We start from the raw sequence: 18093 nt of genomic DNA on the forward strand, positions 1-18093 counted from the left end.
GAGTTGTTGTTATGAGCGAAGCGATCAAACAGCCTGTGAGCCCTGAAGGCATTATCCAGATGCAGGGCGTCAACAAGTGGTACGGCCAGTTCCACGTGTTGAAAGACATCAACCTCAACGTCAAGCAGGGCGAGCGTATCGTGCTGTGCGGCCCGTCGGGTTCGGGCAAGTCCACCACCATCCGCTGCCTCAACCGTCTGGAAGAGCACCAGCAGGGCCGTATCGTGGTCGATGGCGTGGAACTGACCAACGACCTCAAGCAGATCGAAGCGATCCGCCGCGAGGTCGGCATGGTGTTCCAGCACTTCAACCTGTTCCCGCACCTGACCATCCTGCAGAACTGCACGCTGGCGCCGATGTGGGTGCGCAAGATGCCCAAGCGCAAGGCCGAGGAAATCGCCATGCATTACCTTGAGCGCGTGCGCATTCCGGAGCAGGCCCACAAGTTTCCGGGGCAGCTTTCAGGTGGCCAGCAACAACGTGTGGCGATTGCCCGCGCGCTGTGCATGAAGCCCAAGATCATGCTGTTCGACGAGCCGACCTCGGCACTCGACCCGGAAATGGTCAAGGAGGTGTTGGACACCATGATCGGCCTGGCCGAAGACGGCATGACCATGTTGTGCGTGACCCATGAGATGGGGTTTGCGCGCACCGTGGCCAACCGCGTGATCTTCATGGACAAGGGCGAGATCGTGGAGCAGGCGGCGCCGAATGACTTCTTCGACAATCCGCAGAATGATCGGACCAGGTTGTTCCTGAGCCAGATTTTGCATTGATCGATGGGTGAAAAATAAACCCGGCCTGGTGCCGGGTTTATTTTTGCCTGTGGGCTTTATGCGCAGGATTGAGCCGCGAGTTGTTGTTCGTCTTTTGCCATGAGCAATCGATTCAGGTCTTCGCCTGTATTAAAGGCCTGTATCTCGGCCAGCAGGTGCGGGTGTTTATCAAGAAGACGCATCAGCGTTAATAGCGGCTGCGGTGGGAACATTTCCGCGCGTTCGTATCGAGAAAACGCGTTATGGCCACGGCCAGTGAGTATCTTTACCGCCTCTTTCTGTGTCAGGTGCAGCTTTCGGCGGATTCTTTTCATTTCTGCGGCGATGATTGCCCTGGCATCAATTAACAATTGATCGCTGGCATCGGAATAACGCTCTGCGCTGTCATCGTCGTAATCGAACTCCACCTCCTTGCATACCTGACATTCCCAGCCTGCAATATCAGGAATTTTGCGGATCATTCCGTATGTGTCGATGGTGAAAGTGCGACCTTCGAAGTGCTGCATTCCCTCATGCGCTCCGCAGCTCATGCACTGTTGGGTTCTCATAAGACTCTCTCCTTGAAGGAGATTACTGGAGGACCACCGCTTGGGCGGTAAGTCACTTTGATGTAAATCTCCGTGCCAAAAATCTTGATTAAATAGACGTCCTGCCATATCCGAGGGTCTGAATAGGCGGTCATTGACTTGTACAACATTTTTTTCTCAAGGGCGCAGATCACGCTTTGCATTTGGCGGATGCTCAGCTTAAGTCGCCGAGCGCCATCCCGTGCGCTTGCCGTGAACGCCCCATAGCCCAGCCGGATAACATCCGCCTTTATCACCGCCAAATCGTAATGAGGTGTGTACTTTTCCATAAGACACCTGAGGCCAATAATTACCCTCTGAGGGTAATTTTACCAATCGAAAATACTGCTCCTTTTCCTGCCCAAGAACTCTAGTGCGTTGCCTTTGTAGGCAGCTCCGAATAGCCTGTGGGAAAATTCATCCCATGATTGGCCGTCCTGCAGGCGATCTGCAGGCACTGCGCTCGGCAAGACCCGCAACGCGCCAAATCCCTCTGCCGGCAGTTGATCAATGACCCCTGAAACGCAACGCAAGACTGAACTTGAAGAGCTGCTGATTGACGCCGAGGCCGACGATGAGGGTGTGCAACACGCGCAGCCGAGTGTGGCGCGACCCTGGTTGTTGTTGCTCGGCCTGGTCCTGGTGGCGCTGAACCTGCGCCCGGCGCTGTCGAGCCTGTCGCCGCTGCTGGCTGAAGTCTCCAGCAGCCTGGGCTTGTCGGCCGCCAAGGCCGGCTTGCTGACCACCTTGCCGGTGCTGTGCCTGGGCCTGTTCGCGCCGACCGCGCCGATGCTGGCGCGACGTTTTGGCGCCGAGCGCGTGGTGCTGGGCATTCTGTTGACCCTGGCCGCCGGGATCATCCTGCGCAGTTCGTTCGGCGAAGTGGGCCTGTTCGTCGGCAGCCTGATTGCCGGTGCGAGCATCGGCATTATCGGCGTGTTGTTGCCGGGCATCGTCAAGCGTGATTTCGCCAGGCAGGCCGGGACCATGACCGGGGTCTACACCATGGCGTTGTGCCTGGGCGCCGCCATGGCAGCGGGCGCTACCGTGCCGTTGAGTCACTACTTTGGTGACAGTTGGACCATTGGCCTGGGCTTCTGGATACTGCCGGCGCTGGCGGCGGCGTTGGTCTGGTTGCCCCAGGTCGGCCAACAGCACGGCAGTCACCGCGTTGCTTATCGCGTAAAGGGTCTGCTGCGCGACCCACTGGCCTGGCAGGTCACGCTCTACATGGGCCTGCAGTCGTCGCTGGCCTACATCGTGTTCGGCTGGTTGCCGTCGATCCTGATCGGTCGCGGCCTGAGCGCCACCGAGGCCGGGTTGGCATTATCCGGTTCGATCATCGTGCAACTGCTCAGCTCCCTTGCCGCCCCCTGGCTCGCCACCCGTGGCAAGGACCAGCGCCTGGCAATCGTGGTGGTGATGCTGCTGACCCTGGGCGGTTTGTTCGGTTGCCTTTACGCACCGCTGGAGGGCTTATGGGGTTGGGCGATTGTGCTGGGCCTGGGGCAGGGCGGTACCTTCAGCCTGGCGCTGACCTTGATCGTGTTGCGTTCACGCGATTCCCACGTGGCGGCCAACCTGTCGAGCATGGCCCAGGGCATCGGTTACACCCTGGCGTCCCTCGGCCCTTTTGCGGTCGGCCTGGTGCATGACTGGACCGGCGGCTGGACAGCCATCGGCTGGATCTTCGCCGTGATCGGCCTGGGCGCCATCGTCGCGGGCCTCGGTGCCGGGCGTGCACGCTACGTGCAAGTCACCAGCGAGCAAGTCTAGAGGTACACCACTTCCAGCGTGGCTGACCCATCGAGCGCGGTCTCCACGCTCAAGTCCAGGTTCTGCCGGGCGTTGATCACGGTCTGCACCGTGACAATGCCGTCCAGGAGACTGATGGCCGTGGGTCCGCTGACGCTGCCCTCGACAGCGGTAAAGCCCAGGTAGCTTCTGGAACCGATGTCGATGGGGTTGAGATTGGACGTGCGCCATGCCAGGCCACCGGTGGTGGATTCGGTGCCATAGACCTGCGCGGTGTTGCCGGCCTGGGTTTGCCTTGGGTCGAAGGTCATGGAGTAGACCCCCAGGCGATTGCCGCTGTTATCGAACCCCAGCCCGTAATAAATCTCGCTGTTGACCATGGCGGAACCGTCACGGTTGTCGCGCATGCGCAAGGCATAGCGCACGGGGCCATTGCAGACGATGCCAATATGCAGGGTCTTTGGCGGCAGGCGCGTGGCGGTCTCCAGGTTCAGGTCCTGCCGGGCGATCTTGCCGTAGTCGATCAGGCCACCGCTGGACAGCTGCGGTGAGCAGGCGGCGGGAGTGATCAGGCCATGGACACTCAGGTCCACAGTCGAGGCGGCCAGCGCCGAGGGGGCGCCGGCCAGTAGCAACAGGCTGGAAAAGAGACGGGTTTTCATGGGATGGACTCCTCAGAGTGATGGCTCAGGGGTAGACGATTTCGAGCGTGCCGGAACCGTTGATCCGCACGACCTCGCGCAGGTCCAGGGTTTGCATCGGCGCAAGATAAGTCTTGATGCGCATCGTGCCGGTCAGGGTCTGCAGGGCCACAGGCCCGCTGGTGACGCCGGTTTTGTCGGTAAAACCCATGATGCTGTTGGCGGCCATGGGGATTTGTCGCGCGGTGGAACTGCTCCACGCCACGCCATTGCTGGTGGAGTCGGTGCGGTACAACGCGGGGAAGGTATCGGCGCTGAACTCCGCCGGATCGAGGGTGAGGTAAAAGCGCCCGATCTTGCCACGGCTCGCATCCAGGTCCAGGCCGTAGGCGGTTTCATCGGTGCCGCCGGTGGCCGAGCCGTCGCGGTTGTCCTTCATGTGCAGGGCGAAGCGGATCGGCGCGTCGCACGTCACGTTCAGGCGCAGGGTGCGAGTGGGCAAGGGCGTTTCAGTGCTGCTGTTGAGGTCTTTGGCATACAAAGTGCCGTAGTCCACCACACCCTGGTCGGATAGCGTCGGCAGGCAGGCGATCGGGGCAAAGTGCGCACGCAGCGTCAGTTCCCGGTAGCGCCCGTGGCGTGCGCCGTACAGCATGTCGGAGATTTCCCAGGTGGTGGCATCGCGCACTTGGGTGGCGGCAGGGTCAGCCCAGGCGCGCACGGTCAATTGCAGCGCCAGGGTTTTTCCCGTGAGCACAGCGCCTCGTTCGACCGGCGCGATGCCATGACCGGGTCGCCATTGCACGACGCTGCCATTGGCGACGGGTGCCTGACCCACGGCCGGCAGCAAACCCAGCTCCACCGCCCGGCCATCGAGCAGGGCATTCCCGGCCTCAATGGCATAGCTGCCGTGCTCGGTAAACCGCAGGCGCTGTGGGCTGGCGGCTTTTGCACGGTAGAACAGGCTGAGGTCTTCGGCCTGCGGGCAGTTGACGGTCACACTCAGGCGACGTTCGCCGAGCAGGCGTTCCGGCGCGCTGTCGCTTTGCGCCAGGCGGTTCATCAGGCCGAAATCCAGCAGCGGTTCGCTGACGTTCAGTTGGCATTCGTCCATGGCCCGGGCAGTGCCGGCGACGCCGATCAACAGCCACAGGCACAGTTGACGCAAGCAGGTTGCAAGGGGCATGGCGGGAATCCTCAAGGTGCATGACAGCGTGCGGGGGCCGTTTCGAAGTACACCGAGGGGTCGGCTTTTTCCGGCAGTGAGTAGCGCAATTGGCAACGACCCCCTTGGGGCGTGGTTATCCACAGTGTCGATTGGTCCAGCACATTGGGCAGGAACACCTGGCTGCTGTCCTGCACCAGGGTGATGAACTCGCCGTCAGCGCTGCTGACGGAGGCGCCTGCGGGCAGCGGTTCGCCCTGTTCCGTGCTGACGGTGAGCAACAGGCGGCGGGTCAGGCCGACGCCGAATTCGACGCGCTCCACGGCACCGCGTCCGGCCGAGATCATCGCCAGGCCGTTATTGATATCGGCGTTGCGCGGCAATGAACGCGTCTGCACTTCCACCGGGCTGCGACCGTAGGCAGCCACTTGCGGCACCACGGCCTGGCCTTGCCAGTCGGTCCATACCGGGCCGCTGGGGGTGTTGAGCTTGATGCCGCTCATGTCGCCCACCGACGCCAGGGCGAAGGTGTCACGCACCGGGTAGGGGGAAAAGGTCACGCCGCCGCCGTGCAGCACCACACCGCCGCGCGCACTGCCCTGGTAGCTGGAGCGCTCGGCATCGGAGCGGCTGTAGCTCACGTCGAGTTGGCTGTAGCGCGGTAATGCCGACAGGCCCAGGGTGGTTTCCACTTGATGGTCGCTGCTGTCGTGTTCGGCGCTGACGCGATAGCCGAGTTGGTCGTCGATCTGTTCCGTGATGCCCAGCCCGGTACGGTTCTGGCCGCCGGAATTGCGCACCCAGCTACGTAGCCGGCGACTCTCGCCCAACGGCACGCCGATCGTGAGGTACACCGCGTTGTCCTGCTGCTGGCGACCGCCCATTTGCCACTCGGCACTGGCTGACAACGACACCACGCCCAGGCTTGTGCCCCAGGAGGCCAGCGCACGGCTGCTGCTGTCGCCGGCAAAATTGGCCGAGCGCGACACCCCGACGCTGAATGCACCCAATCGTGGATGGGACCAGCCCAGGTTGAGGCTTTGCTGGTCGCGGTAGCGCGAATCGCGGTGGTTGTCGTCGCGCGCGTAAGTGCTTTCTTCGAGTTCACGGTAGCCGATGCTGCGCCAGGAATTGGCCGCGCTGATCGACCATCGCTCGCCCAGGCGCTGGGACCAGGAGAGATCGGTCTGTATGCCGGACACCTTTTCCCGGGCCTGGGTATTGGACAGTTGAGTGGACAACTGAAGCTGACTCTCCAGCCACGGCAATACGCCCAGGGTGGCGCCCATCGAGCGGTATTCACTGGCCGCCAGCACGCCCGTGCCCAGGGTCAACTGCGGGTGCAGGGCGCCGGTCCAGCCGCCACTGATTAACCACGGATCATCGCCTTCGGCATCGCCCACATTGCGCACCCGGCCCGCCGCCACGGAGTAACCCGGCGCCGGCAGCCCGAGCCCGAGCATCGCCGCCGGCACGGTAAAGCGCCGCTCGCCGCCGATGCTTTCCTTGACCGTGACTTCGACGTCCGAGCGCGTGTTCAAGCGCCGCACATCGGTGAGGGTAAAGGGCCCGGCGGGCACAACGGTGGAATGAATCAACGCGCCGTTCTGGCGCACCTCCACCTGGGCCGGGCTGTTGGCGATGCCCTGGATCTGCGCGCCCTGGCCCTGTTCTTGAAGGGCGTGTTCGGTGAGCACCTGCACGCCGGTGATCTGCGCGCCGGACAGTACCGGGTTGTACAGGTTGATCTGCCCGGCCTGCAGTACCGCCTGGTGGCTGGCGAAGGTGCGCTGGGCATAGGCTTCCAGGTGGGTGCTGCGTGACAGGCCATCCTGCCAGGTCTGCACCTGGCGACTGCGCACGATCCAGTCGCCGGCATTGAAGCCCACCTCGGTATTGGCCGAGCCAAAGCGACTGGCGTCATCACCGAAGCGATTGTAGAAGCCGCTGAGGTCGTAGTTGAGCAGCCCGGCAATTCCACCGGTTTCGAAGCCGGAGATATCCTGCTGTTCGGTGCGCAGCGCTTGAGTGGGCACCACCAGCGACACCGTCAGCGTTGCCGGGTCCGGCTCCACCAGGGTTTGCGGGTAGCGGACAAGGAAATCCTCGCACCCGGCCGCCTCATCGGCACGCATCAGCTGGGCGCCGTCCAGCAACGTGCGGTCAAAGCACAGATTGCCCTGCTGATCGAAATTCACCGCCAAGCGGCCACGGGGTTGACCGTTGACGCGCAGATTGACGGTATGTTGCCCGGCCGCGTAGCGCGGTGCGGCCAGCAACAGGCTGGCCAACTGCGGATCGATGCCACGTTGATGCAAGGTCTGTGCATCGAAGCCGGACGGGCCGGAATCTTCGGCGCAGACCCTGGCCGGTAGCAGCGCACACAGCAGCAGCACCAGTGGCAGGGCAGCGCCGGCAGAGGGATCGGGCACGGCTTCGCCGTCACGGTAACTCAATACTGTTTTCACGCAAGGTACTCGAGTGGTGAACGCCCGGGACTTGTGGTCAGGCGTTCGGGTGCCGCTCAATGAGCGGTCACTGCGTTACTCAGGCGGCGGCAGGTTATGCCGCCTGGATGTTCCGTCAGAAACTGATCGGTGCGTCGTAGGCCTTGACCGCAAACCCGTACACGGTGGCCGGTTGCAGCCTCACCGTATGGGCCTGGTCACCACTGGCCGGTACGCTCAAGGCTTCGCCCGGCAGCACGTAGGTGCGCGGCAGCATGGCCTTGCCGTCGCCGGGCAGCAGTTGCAGCTCCTGCGCCAGCCGCACCACATACGGGGTGTCGTTGCGCACTTGCAACTGGCCGTCGCGCAGTGTCCAGGTCAGGTCGGTCCAGGGTGTGCGGTTGGGGGCCAGGCCCTTGGGGTGCACGATCACCGGCAGGTTCTGGCGCACGGTCACGCCCACGCGGGCATGCCCGGCAGCGGTGGCTGCGCGGCCCTGGGGCATGCCTTCGAACACCACGCGTTTAAGCCGTTGGGTAAGCAATGGCTGCTGGTTTTGCAAAATGAAACGCACCAGTTGGGATTTGGACGCTTCGACCCGTGACAGCGGCGGCGTCACCACCAGCAGTGGTTCGGTGTCTTCGGCAATGTCCTGCAAGGTGACATGCAGCAGGGCGAGCTGGTTGTCGGTGTTGGTCACCGACACGGACGCTTCGCCGTCTTCTTCATGCACGATCACCACGGACGTGTCCGGGACCATGCCGTCGGCTTTTACCTGATTGCCGAGCACAAGGAACAAGGCAAGGAGGCCCACAGCGGTGTTTGAGAATGTCGTCGTCATGACGGGTTTCCATTAGGCCGAAAAGAGGATCGATCAGAGGTAGCGCAGGTCCAGAACGATGGCTCCGTCGAGCGGGACTTCCTGGTCCAGGGTCAGGTAACGCGAGAAGTTGATGGCGGTGCTCACTTGAAGCTGGACGATCAACTGGCTGATGAAGTCGGGTTGACGGTCACCCGTCGGTGCAAAGGCCATATGGATACCGGGGTAGGCATTGGGCTCCTGCGACCAGGTTTCGCCGTTGTCGGCGGAGGCCAATACCTGCATGGGCTGCGCGTCGCCCACCGCGTTGCGATAGGCCAGCGCCACGGAGCCCAGGCGTTCTTCGGGGGCGTGGATGTTCCTGCCCAGCCCGTAGAAATAATCGGGAGCCGACGAAGAGTCGGCGCGATTATCGATGCCCACCAGCGCAAACAGCATGGGCCTGGCGCACTGCACGCGCAGTTCGAGCATCTGGATCGGCAGCACGGTGAACTCGTCGTCCTTGAGGCTGTGGGAAGCAATCTTGCCGTGATCGACGGTGCCGTCATGGGTCAGCTCGACATGGCAGGCATCCGGGGTTACCCGGCCGGTGACTGTGAGGTCGACGGCCGAGGCCCCATGGGCTTTGGTTATCGCCGCCAGGCCAATCACGCTCAACAAGGTGCACATCCTTGCGGCGTGCATGAGCAAAACCAGGCGCCGCCCATGCCTGCCGGAATTCAAGGGATGGGCAGCCATGGGTTACAGGTACTTCACTTCAATGGTGGCGGAACCGTCGATGGTTACCTCATTGCTGAGATCCAGGCCATCGGTACGGTTGATGAGCGTGTTGACTTGCAGATCGATGCTCAAATCCTTGACCGGCAGTGGCTGGGTGTCGTCATCCATCGAGGCTACCGACATATACATACTCGGCTCCCAGGAATAATCGCTGTACCAAGTGTTACCTTGGTCAATCGATGCGATTGTCTGTACGGCTACGCCGTCGTCAGCCACCGGGTTACGCAATGTGAGGCTGAAATGGCCCAGCTTCTGGGTGTCGTTGATAAAGCCCAGGCCAAAGTCCGTCGAGATGCCTGACGCTGCACGGTTATCGATGGGGTGCAGGGCAAATTGGATGGGAGCATCACAATTGACGCTCAGTGACAGGGTGTGAAAGCCAATTGATGTGGCCCTGTCCGGGTTCAGATCTTTGGCCGAGACCTTGCCATGGTCGATCACGCCACCACCGGACAGGGTCGGCGTACAGGCGCTGGGCACGATCAGGCCCTTGACGGTCAGGTCCACGCTGGACGCGGCGAAGGCGGTGGCCGAGTTGAGCAGCAGCACGCTGGCGGCCAGGGTGGTCAATCGGGTTTTCATCGGGGGAGCTCCTTAGAGGTAATTGACTTGCACAGTGGCGTGGCCGTCGATGGGCACTTCGTCGGTCAGCGTCAGGCTGCTGGCAGGGGCGATGTGCGTGATCAGGCGTATTTCGGCGTCCAGCGCCTGGACTGCGATCGGCGCCAGGCCGTCGTTGTCGGCGACCGCCGTCAGCAAGGTATGGCTGAGCATCACCGAGGGCATCCAGGTCACGCCGCCATCCCTTGAGGTGATGGTGCGTACCGGCACGCCATCGGCCACTGGCCTGTACAGGCCGAGCCCGGCATCGCCGACTTTTTCATCGTTGGCTGTCACGCCCAGGCCATGCCAGGCGAAGTGGCTGGCGGTGGTGCCGGCGCGGTTGTCGATGGTGTTCAGGGTAAAAAAGGTCGGCCCCTCACAACGCACGCTCAGCAGCATGGTTTCTCTGGGCAGGTCGGTGTAGGTGTCGGGGTTGAGGTCTCTGACGGATACCTTGCCGAAGTCAACCGTGCCATCACCGGAGACCATGGGCGCGCAGGCACTCGGGGTGATGATGCCCTTGACCGTAAGGTCCTGGCTGCTGCCTGCCAGCGTGAAAGATGAGGCGCCCAACAAGAGGACGGCCAAGGGAACAGCGCTCAGGTAAGTCATCGTTTGAACCTTCCTTAGTACGAAGATGAAGGGTTAGAGGTACACCACTTCCAGGGTGGCTGAGCCGTCGATCGGTTGTTCCCGGGTAAGGGTCAACTCACTGGACGCGGCGATGAAGGGGTGTACCACCAGGTTGCTGTTCAGCGTCTTGATCGCGATGGGCGCCCAGTTTCCATTGGCATTGTTACCGAAGGCGGTGAGTCGGCCGCGCATCCAGATGGCGTCCTCACTGTTCTCGTTCCAGGTAGTGCCATTGTCTATCGAGACCAGCTTGCTCACGGGCAGGCCGTCTGCGAGGTAATCCCTGACGATGATGACAAAATTGCCCACCCGCTCCGTGTCGTTGATAACCCCAAGGCCGTAGGAGTAATCGTCGGGGCTGTTCGAGGAGCCGGCGCGATTGTCCACCCCGTCGAGTGCAAACAGCGTTGCCGCCTCGCAGCTCAGGTTCAGTTGCAGGGTGGTGGCCGGCAGGGGGGTGGGCTGGTTTTCGCGAAGATCCCTGGCGGCGATCTTTCCGTAGTCGGCCACGCCGCCCTCGGCCAGCGTGGGGGTGCAGGCGCTGGGCGTGATCAGCCCTTTGACGGCCAGGTCGACGCTGCTGGCGGCAAACACCGGGGCGGTCATGGCGAGCAGCAGGGCAGCGCTCAACAGGCACAGGGAGGTTTTCATGGTGGAAGCGTCCATTTACAGGTACTTGACTTCAAAGGTCGCGGAACCGTCGATCGCCACTTCGTCGCTCAAGGTCAGGTCTCTCGCCGGGGCAATCACTGTGTAGAGCGTGACGTCCAGGATCGCGTCCTTGATCGGGTGCGGCGCCCAACCACTGTCGCCACGACTGCCCAGTGCCACCAGGTCGTTGGGGGCGATGCCATCTTCAGGCATCAACTGCTCCCAGCGTTCCTCGCCGTTGTACCTGGCCAGGAGCGTGGAGGGGGTCTCGACGACGGGGTTGCTGAACGTCAATTGATACCTGCCCAGCTTCTGGTTTTCGTTGATCATGCCCAGCCCGAAGGAGCTAACGTAGATAGCGGAGCCGACCCGGTTGTCGATGGGGCGAATGGCGAACAGCGTCGCCGCATCGCAGTTGACGCTCAACTGCAAGGTCTTGCGCTCAAGCGTGGTGGTTTTGTCGAGGTTCAGGTCTTTTGCGGCGATTTTCCCGAAGTCCACGTCACCTGGCAGGCTGGGTGTACAGGCACTGGGTGTGATCAGCCCTTTGACGGTCAGGTCGACGCTGCTGGCGGCGAACACCGAGGAGGTCATGGCGAGCAGCAGGGCACTGCTCAACAGGGATACAGGGGTTTTCATTTCAACTCATTCCATTGCAGTCCGGCAGATTGAAACGCGTGCAGGTCAACGCCCGTTCCTGAGTGAGCGAGGGGGTGGCTTGGCGGCGGTTTCGAAGTTTTTTGCGGTTGCCGGGGAGTGGCAAACCTTCCCTCTTTTTGGGGTGGGCACAATTTAGCGAGGGGGCTGCGAGGGGGAAATACAACTAATACGACATTGGCCAGGCGTGGCCGGCACGCTGTTTTGAAGGCTGTTTCACGGTGCTTTTCGTAGTTGTTGTATGGGCTCGAATGGATTTGAAAGGTTATAGGTTCCGTGTCGATAACCTGCGAAAGAGTATGTCTGGCGCTGCTGCGTGACAGCTCGCCCTGGCGACTGCGCCAATGCCGCAAACGGCTGCCCGATTAACCACCACGAAGAGGTACTGATGGGCTCGCCAGGAGGTTCAACCGCAGGAGCGAGCCAGACAGTCAAACCGCCTTTTTCCCCCCGGCCTCATTGGCAGCACCTGAATGTGCTGGTGGTGGAGGATCATTCGGCCTATCGCCTTTTATTGGGTTGGCTGCTGCAAAAACTCAGCCTCGGCCATCAGCTTGCCGCCAATGGCCTCATGGGGTTGGACGCCTTTACCCATAGGCCCTTCGACCTGGTCATCAGCGATTGCCGGATGCCCCTCATGGACGGTTACAGCATGGCCCGCGCCATTCGCCGACACGAGCGCGAAAACAGGTTGAAGCGAGTGCCGATCATCGCCTTGACCGCCAATCTGCAAAACGACAGCCCGCAACGTTGCCGCAAGGCCGGCATGGATGCCTGGCTGGTCAAGCCGCTGACGCTTGAACAATTGCACGCTGTACTGGTGCGCTGGTTGCCGGGCGATGAAAGCCCGCGCGCCGGAAAAGAAGCCGCGATGCCGATTATCAATTGGCCAACCCGTGCTTCGCTGGTCGCCACGTTTGGCAGCGACGTCATTGTCGACCAATTGCTGGAAAGCCTGCTGGTGGAGGCTTGGGAAGACCTGCGTGTGTTACGCCATGCGCGTGCGACGTTGAACGCGTCACTGACCGCCGAGCACTTGCATCGGTTGATCGGCAGCCTGGTGTTTCTGGGGGGCGCGGGCCTGGAAACCAGCGCCGTGAGTGTGATCAGGCAGGTCCTGTGCGATGGCGTCGCTGCGCATCAGGCGCAGTTGGAAGGGTTCGAGGCACAGCTGTGCACCTATCTCGATTACCTGTCCGATATTTGAAGAATGCTGGTGCTGAGCATTCATCTCTATAGCTATCTGGTTTTGACTGTAGGCGCTTTCCTATTGTGTTGTAGTCCAAAAAGTGGCCGCTACTGAACATTGGGTTCGGCCGCAAGCGGCTCTTTGTTAGCAGTTGTTGATGATCGCAGGCAGAGGTATTTTGCGCGGATTCAAGTTGCCATCATTCGTGGGTGCCTATGCTTAGAGTAATTATTGCTGACGATCACCCCATTGTCCGAGTCGGGCAAAAAGTCGTGATCGAGGCGAATGGCAAGTGCAAGGTGGTCGGTGAGGCCGACGGCCCCGATCAACTGCTAGGCGTGCTGGGTCATACACCGTGCGACGTACTGGTCACCGACTTCGCCATGCCCGGCGGCCAGCAGGCTGATGGTTATTGCCTGTTGGGCCTGCTGCATCGTCAATATCCGCAGTTGCCGGTGATTCTGGTGACGATGTTCGCCAATGTCGCCACCTTGCGCGCCGCCTTTGCCCACGGCGCGAGGGCGGTGGTCGCCAAAAGCGCCTCGGCCAAGGAGTTGCCCCTGGCGATCAAGGCCATACAGGCCGGACAGACCTTCGTCAGCGAATGCCTGCGCATGCAGCTGGTGGAGGCCGGCACCGGTGACCAGTCCCAGGAACCCCAGCTATCGGGCAAGGAGCGCGAGGTGGTGCGCATGTTGGCAAGCGGCATGACCGTCAGCCAGATCGCAGCCCAGGTCAACCGCAGCGTCTCCACGATCAGCAAGCAGAAGAGCACGGCGATGCAGCGCTTGAGTATTTCCACCGACGTTGACTTGTTCGCCTACGCTCGCAGTACCGGCATAGCGCCGTAGCCCGCCCATTTGCCTGGCGAATGAGAGTAGCCAGGGCGGCGTGGGCGGCTTATCGTGCGCCTACTCTTTCGACCCCTGCGGAGCCTGCCCATGAGTGATGCCCACAACGCCCTGATCAGCCGATTCTACGGCGCCTTCCAGCGTCTGGATGCCGAAGCCATGATCGCCTGCTACAGCGATGACGTGGTGTTCAGCGACCCGGCCTTTGGTGAACTGCGCGGCCGTGACGCGGGGGATATGTGGCGCATGCTCACCACGCGGGCCAAGGATTTTTCCTTGACCTTCGACCAGGTAAACAGTGATGAACGCACCGGCAGTGCACACTGGGTGGCCACCTATTTGTTCAGCGCGACCGGCAATACCGTGGTCAACGATATCCAGGCGCGCTTCGTCTTTCGCGATGGCAAGATCTGCGAGCACCATGATCAGTTCGACCTGTGGCGCTGGTCGCGCCAGGCGTTGGGCACCAAGGGCCTGCTGCTGGGGTGGACACCGCTGGTGCGAAATGCCGTGCGTGCCCAGGCGAACAAAGGCTTGAAGGCATTCCAGGCCAGTCGTTGATAAACTGGGCGCCCCTTTGCCTTGCCGAATCCCCCTGTGAGCACGCCTGAACCCAAGCCCTGGTACGTCTACCTGGTGCGCGCCGCCAATGGCGCGCTGTATTGCGGTATCAGTAACGACCCGGTACGCCGGTTTGCCTCGCACCAGAGCGGCAAGGGGGCGCGGTTTTTCCTGTCCAGCCCGGCCATAGCGCTGGTGTACACCGAGCAATGCGCGAGCAAAAGTGATGCGTTGCGCCAGGAGCGCTTGATCAAGAAACTGAAGAAGAGCGCCAAGGAGTGCCTGGCGGCGAGTGGCTCATCACGCTGACTGATAGGTTGCCATTACACCGTCGGGGCCTTTTGCGCGGTAATCTGCTCGTTCATTCGCCATCCGGAGCCTCGTATGTCCGAGCTCATCCTGCACCATTATCCAACCTCACCTTTTGCGCAAAAAGCTCGACTTTTACTCGGCTTCAAGGGGCTCTCCTGGCATTCCGTACACATTTCGCCGGTGATGCCCAAGCCCGACCTGACGGCCTTGACCGGCGGCTATCGGAAAACCCCGGTGCTGCAGGTGGGGGCGGATATCTATTGCGACACGGCGCTGATCGCGCGTCGTCTGGAGCAGGAAAAGGCTGCGCCTGCGCTGTTTCCGCCGGGCCAGGAAATGATCACCCAGGCATTCGCCGCCTGGGCCGACAGCGTCGTGTTCGCCCACGCCGTGAGCCTGGTGTTCCAGCCGGAGTCGGTGGCGGTGCGCTTCGGCAAATTACCACCCGAAGCCATCAAGGCCTTCATCGCCGACCGCGCCGCGCTGTTCAGTGGCGGCACGGCCAGCAAGCTCCCGGCCGAGTTGGCCAAGCATCAGTGGCCGGCGATCATGACGCGGCTGGAGCAACAGCTACAACGCGAATCCGGCGATTTCCTGTTCGGCGCGCCATCGATTGCCGACTTTGCCCTGGCCCACTCACTGTGGTTCCTGAAGGCCACGCCGGTCACCGCGCCGTGTGTGGATGCCTATCCGGCCGTGTCGGCTTGGCTTGAACGCGTGTTGAGTGTCGGCGACGGCACCGCCAGCCCGATGACCGCAGAGCAGGCCTTGGAGATCGCCCGCGATGCCACCCCGGCACCGCTGCCGGATGAGGCGTTCGAGGACTTGAACGGCTTCAGGGCGGGACAGCAGGTGACCATCGCGGCCATCGACTATGGCGTCGACCCCGTGGCCGGTGAGTTGCTGTTTGCCGGGCGCGAAGAACTGATTCTGCGTCGTACTGATGAACGTGGCGGCACCGTGCACGTGCATTTCCCTCGGTGGGGGTTTCGCATCCAGGCGCAATAACAAAAAAATAATTACTCACTGATGTGAGGTAAACCTGCGGCCCATCCGTGTAGTGCATGAAACTGCGATCAATTCGCATTAACAGCGTTTTCTACACGGGTTCTCACAGCATGAAGTCGACGGCGGGCGGTTGGGTCAAACAGTGGCTGGGAGCCTCGGTACTGATGGTGTCGGGGGCGGCATTGCTGCCCCTGGCGGTGGCGCAGGCGCAGGAGCAACAAAGCGCCCGGTTCAATTTTGACCTGGCAGCCAAACCGCTGCCCCAGGCCCTGAGTGATTTCAGCCGGGTGACCGGCATCAGCGTGATCTATACCGATGAAGCGCCCTACGGTTTCAACGCCCCGGCGCTCAGCGGGCAAATGAGCGCGACCCAGGCCCTGCAACGCCTGCTGGGTCAATCAGGCTTCACCTTCCGCCGGATCGACGCCCGCACCCTGGCCCTGGAACCTGTGCCAACCGATGGCGCGGTCAATCTCGGCGCTACCACCATCAGCGGCGCCAACCTCGCCCAGGACAGCACCAGCTACCAGCCGCCGCCGACCAGCTCGGTGATGCGCTCCCGTGGCCTGCTGCTGGAGACCCCGCAGACCGTCAACGTGGTCCCGGCTCAAGTGCTGCGCGATCAACAACCGCGCAATCTGGATGACGCGCTGGGCAATATCAGCGGTATCACCCAGTCCAACACCCTCGGCAGTACCCAGGACGCGGTGATGTTGCGCGGTTTTGGCGACAACCGTAACGGCTCGATCATGAAGGACGGCATGCCGGTGGTGCAGGGCCGTGCCTTGAATGCGACGGCCGAGCGTGTCGAAGTGCTCAAGGGCCCGTCGTCGTTGCTGTATGGCATCCAGGACCCCGGCGGCGTGGTCAATATCGTCAGCAAAAAGCCCGAGCTGCTGCAGTCCACCGCCCTGACTGCGCGCGGCTCGACGTTCGGCAGCGGCAAGAACGGCAGCGGCGGCAGCCTGGACACCACCGGCCCGGTGGGTGACAGCGGCCTGGCCTATCGCCTGATCGTCGACCATGAAGATGAAGACTACTGGCGCAACTACGGCACCCACCGCGAGACCTTGGTGGCGCCCTCGCTGGCATGGTACGGCGACACTACCCAAGTGGTGTTGGCCTATGAGCACCGCGAATTTCTTTCGCCGTTCGACCGTGGCACCGCCATCGATCCCAAGACCAACCATCCGCTGAACATCCCTGCCATCCGTCGCCTGGATGAGCCTTTCAACAACATGGAGGGCCGCTCCGATCTGTACCGCCTCAGCGTCGATCATGATTTGAGCGACGACTGGAAAGCCCATTTTGGCTACAGCTGGAACCGCGAAACCTACGACGCGAGCCAGGTACGCGTGGTCAAGGTCAACACCAACGGCACCCTGACCCGCAGCATGGACGGCACCCAGGGCGCGCTGACCACCGACCGCTTCGCCACCGCCAGCCTTGAAGGCAAGGTGAATGTGGCGGGTATGCAGCATGACCTGGTGTTCGGCCTGGATGACGAATACCGCAAAATCTACCGCGCCGACCTGATCCGCCAGACACCGCGTGGCGTTTTCAACTACAACAACCCGGTATACGGCAACGAAGTGGCGGGCTCCAAAGTCAGCGCGCCGGACAGCAATCAGACCGACCTGCTGCGCAGCGACTCGTTGTTCTTCCAGGACGCCATTCACCTGAACGATCAGTGGATCCTGGTCGGCGGCGCGCGCTACCAGATGTACGACCAATACGCCGGCAAAGGCGTGCCGTTCACCGCCAACACCGATGGCAACGGCCAGAAATGGGTGCCGCGTGCCGGGCTGGTGTACCGCTACACCGATGAACTGTCGTTCTATGGCAGTTATACCGAGTCGTTCAAACCCAACTCCACCATCGCGCCGCTGGCCAACAAGACCGTGCTGGATGGCAGCCTGGACCCTGAAGAATCCAAGGCGTGGGAGCTGGGTACCAAGTTCGACCTGCCAGGACGCATCACCGCGAGCGCGGCGTTGTTCACCATTGATAAGCGCAATGTGCTGGTGCAGGTGGGCGACGGTTTGACCTCGGTCTACAGCGTGGCGGGCAAGGTGCGATCCCGTGGGCTGGAAGTGGATGCCAGCGGCCAGTTGACCGACAAGTGGAGCCTGATCGGCAGTTACGCCTACACCGATGCCGAGGTCACCGAAGACCCGAGCCTCAAAGGCAATCGCCTGCAGAACGTGGCGAAAAACACCGGCTCGCTGTCGGCGGTGTATGACTTCGGCAGTATCCTGGGCGGTGATCAACTGCGCGTCGGCGCCGGAGCGCGTTATGTCGGTGAGCGGGCAGGGGATGCGGCCAACAGCTTTGAACTGCCGAGCTATACCGTGGCCGATGTGTTCGCCAGCTACGACACACGGCTCGAGGGGCAGAAGGTCAAGTTCCAGCTCAATGTGAAGAACCTGTTTGACCGTACCTACTACACCTCGTCGGTGAACACGCAGTTCGTGTCTATTGGCGATGCACGACAGGTGTCAGTGTCCAGCACCCTGACTTTCTGACTGCGGTTCGCTTTGTGTGGGAGGGGGCATAGGTATCTACACAACTCTGTAGCGCCCAACCGTAACCACGATGCGAAGCGAGCCGCTCTTGATCTTGATCTGCTTTTGATCTTGATCTCAGGCGCCCCGTTAAACCACGCTGGCCGAACGCAG

General features: G+C 61.8%; 19 protein-coding genes. 8 read left to right on the forward strand and 11 right to left on the reverse strand.

What is annotated here, in order from left to right:
- The first annotated feature begins 11 nt into the window (after positions 1 to 11).
- Complete coding sequence (locus BFQ00_RS19450) at positions 12 to 776, forward strand: amino acid ABC transporter ATP-binding protein (protein ID WP_065934436.1); 765 nt, start codon at positions 12 to 14, stop codon at positions 774 to 776.
- A gap of 56 nt (positions 777 to 832) precedes the next feature.
- Here the strand turns inward: BFQ00_RS19450 and BFQ00_RS19455 are convergent, their stop codons facing one another.
- Complete coding sequence (locus BFQ00_RS19455; RefSeq protein WP_065934437.1) at positions 833 to 1324, reverse strand: type II toxin-antitoxin system MqsA family antitoxin; 492 nt, start codon at positions 1322 to 1324, stop codon at positions 833 to 835.
- Positions 1321 to 1632, reverse strand: a complete 312-nt coding sequence (locus BFQ00_RS19460) for a type II toxin-antitoxin system MqsR family toxin (RefSeq protein ID WP_065934438.1) — start codon at positions 1630 to 1632, stop codon at positions 1321 to 1323. The genes BFQ00_RS19455 and BFQ00_RS19460 overlap by 4 nt, the downstream gene beginning before the upstream one ends.
- Positions 1633 to 1852: 220 nt before the next feature.
- On the opposite strand from BFQ00_RS19460, the gene BFQ00_RS19465 reads away from it, so the two are divergent.
- Positions 1853 to 3118 carry a CynX/NimT family MFS transporter gene (locus BFQ00_RS19465; RefSeq protein ID WP_065934439.1) on the forward strand — a complete coding sequence of 422 codons (1266 nt, stop codon included), beginning with the start codon at positions 1853 to 1855 and terminating at the stop codon, positions 3116 to 3118.
- Here the strand turns inward: BFQ00_RS19465 and BFQ00_RS19470 are convergent.
- The 9 genes from BFQ00_RS19470 to BFQ00_RS19510 form a co-directional block, all read right to left on the reverse strand.
- Positions 3115 to 3759 (reverse strand): DUF1120 domain-containing protein, encoded by a 645-nt coding sequence (locus tag BFQ00_RS19470; protein ID WP_065934440.1) that lies wholly within the window; start codon positions 3757 to 3759, stop codon positions 3115 to 3117. The two genes, BFQ00_RS19465 and BFQ00_RS19470, sit on opposite strands and share 4 nt — an antisense overlap.
- Before the next feature lie 25 nt (positions 3760 to 3784).
- Entirely contained in the window at positions 3785 to 4924 is a 1140-nt protein-coding gene (locus tag BFQ00_RS19475; protein WP_065934441.1) for a DUF1120 domain-containing protein, read from the reverse strand.
- Between the two features lie 11 nt (positions 4925 to 4935).
- Positions 4936 to 7371 (reverse strand): fimbria/pilus outer membrane usher protein, encoded by a 2436-nt coding sequence (locus BFQ00_RS19480; RefSeq protein WP_170827575.1) that lies wholly within the window; start codon positions 7369 to 7371, stop codon positions 4936 to 4938.
- A gap of 115 nt (positions 7372 to 7486) precedes the next feature.
- Positions 7487 to 8191 (reverse strand): fimbria/pilus chaperone family protein, encoded by a 705-nt coding sequence (locus BFQ00_RS19485; RefSeq protein ID WP_065934443.1) that lies wholly within the window; start codon positions 8189 to 8191, stop codon positions 7487 to 7489.
- Between the two features lie 33 nt (positions 8192 to 8224).
- Positions 8225 to 8839, reverse strand: a complete 615-nt coding sequence (locus tag BFQ00_RS19490) for a DUF1120 domain-containing protein (protein ID WP_371914201.1) — start codon at positions 8837 to 8839, stop codon at positions 8225 to 8227.
- A 72-nt stretch (positions 8840 to 8911) separates the two neighbouring features.
- Positions 8912 to 9532: a DUF1120 domain-containing protein gene (locus BFQ00_RS19495; RefSeq protein WP_065934445.1), complete on the reverse strand. Its 621-nt coding sequence runs from the start codon at positions 9530 to 9532 to the stop codon at positions 8912 to 8914.
- A 12-nt stretch (positions 9533 to 9544) separates the two neighbouring features.
- Positions 9545 to 10165 (reverse strand): DUF1120 domain-containing protein, encoded by a 621-nt coding sequence (locus tag BFQ00_RS19500; protein WP_065885881.1) that lies wholly within the window; start codon positions 10163 to 10165, stop codon positions 9545 to 9547.
- A 33-nt stretch (positions 10166 to 10198) separates the two neighbouring features.
- The gene (locus BFQ00_RS19505; protein WP_065934563.1) at positions 10199 to 10837 is read right to left on the reverse strand and encodes a DUF1120 domain-containing protein; all 639 of its coding nucleotides are present in this window, start codon (positions 10835 to 10837) and stop codon (positions 10199 to 10201) included.
- 15 nt (positions 10838 to 10852) lie between these two features.
- Positions 10853 to 11476, reverse strand: coding sequence for a DUF1120 domain-containing protein (locus BFQ00_RS19510; protein WP_065934446.1), 624 nt, complete (start codon positions 11474 to 11476; stop codon positions 10853 to 10855).
- A gap of 406 nt (positions 11477 to 11882) precedes the next feature.
- Between BFQ00_RS19510 and BFQ00_RS19515 the strand changes: the two genes are divergently transcribed.
- The 6 genes from BFQ00_RS19515 (at position 11883) to BFQ00_RS19540 (ending at position 17940) form a co-directional block, all read left to right on the forward strand.
- Positions 11883 to 12701, forward strand: coding sequence for a response regulator (locus tag BFQ00_RS19515; protein ID WP_065934447.1), 819 nt, complete (start codon positions 11883 to 11885; stop codon positions 12699 to 12701).
- A gap of 197 nt (positions 12702 to 12898) precedes the next feature.
- On the forward strand, positions 12899 to 13534 hold the full coding sequence (locus BFQ00_RS19520) for a response regulator transcription factor (protein WP_065934448.1): 636 nt from the start codon (positions 12899 to 12901) through the stop codon (positions 13532 to 13534).
- Positions 13535 to 13624: 90 nt separating this feature from the next.
- Positions 13625 to 14095: a nuclear transport factor 2 family protein gene (locus BFQ00_RS19525; protein WP_065934449.1), complete on the forward strand. Its 471-nt coding sequence runs from the start codon at positions 13625 to 13627 to the stop codon at positions 14093 to 14095.
- A gap of 36 nt (positions 14096 to 14131) precedes the next feature.
- Positions 14132 to 14404 carry a GIY-YIG nuclease family protein gene (locus BFQ00_RS19530; RefSeq protein WP_065885885.1) on the forward strand — a complete coding sequence of 91 codons (273 nt, stop codon included), beginning with the start codon at positions 14132 to 14134 and terminating at the stop codon, positions 14402 to 14404.
- A gap of 75 nt (positions 14405 to 14479) precedes the next feature.
- Positions 14480 to 15415 carry a glutathione S-transferase family protein gene (locus BFQ00_RS19535; protein ID WP_065934450.1) on the forward strand — a complete coding sequence of 312 codons (936 nt, stop codon included), beginning with the start codon at positions 14480 to 14482 and terminating at the stop codon, positions 15413 to 15415.
- 110 nt (positions 15416 to 15525) lie between these two features.
- Positions 15526 to 17940, forward strand: a complete 2415-nt coding sequence (locus BFQ00_RS19540; RefSeq protein WP_065934451.1) for a TonB-dependent siderophore receptor — start codon at positions 15526 to 15528, stop codon at positions 17938 to 17940.
- The last annotated feature ends 153 nt before the right edge of the window (positions 17941 to 18093 follow it).

It is taken from the genome of Pseudomonas sp. 28 E 9 (assembly GCF_900004785.1).
Lineage (GTDB): Bacteria > Pseudomonadota > Gammaproteobacteria > Pseudomonadales > Pseudomonadaceae > Aquipseudomonas > Aquipseudomonas orientalis_A.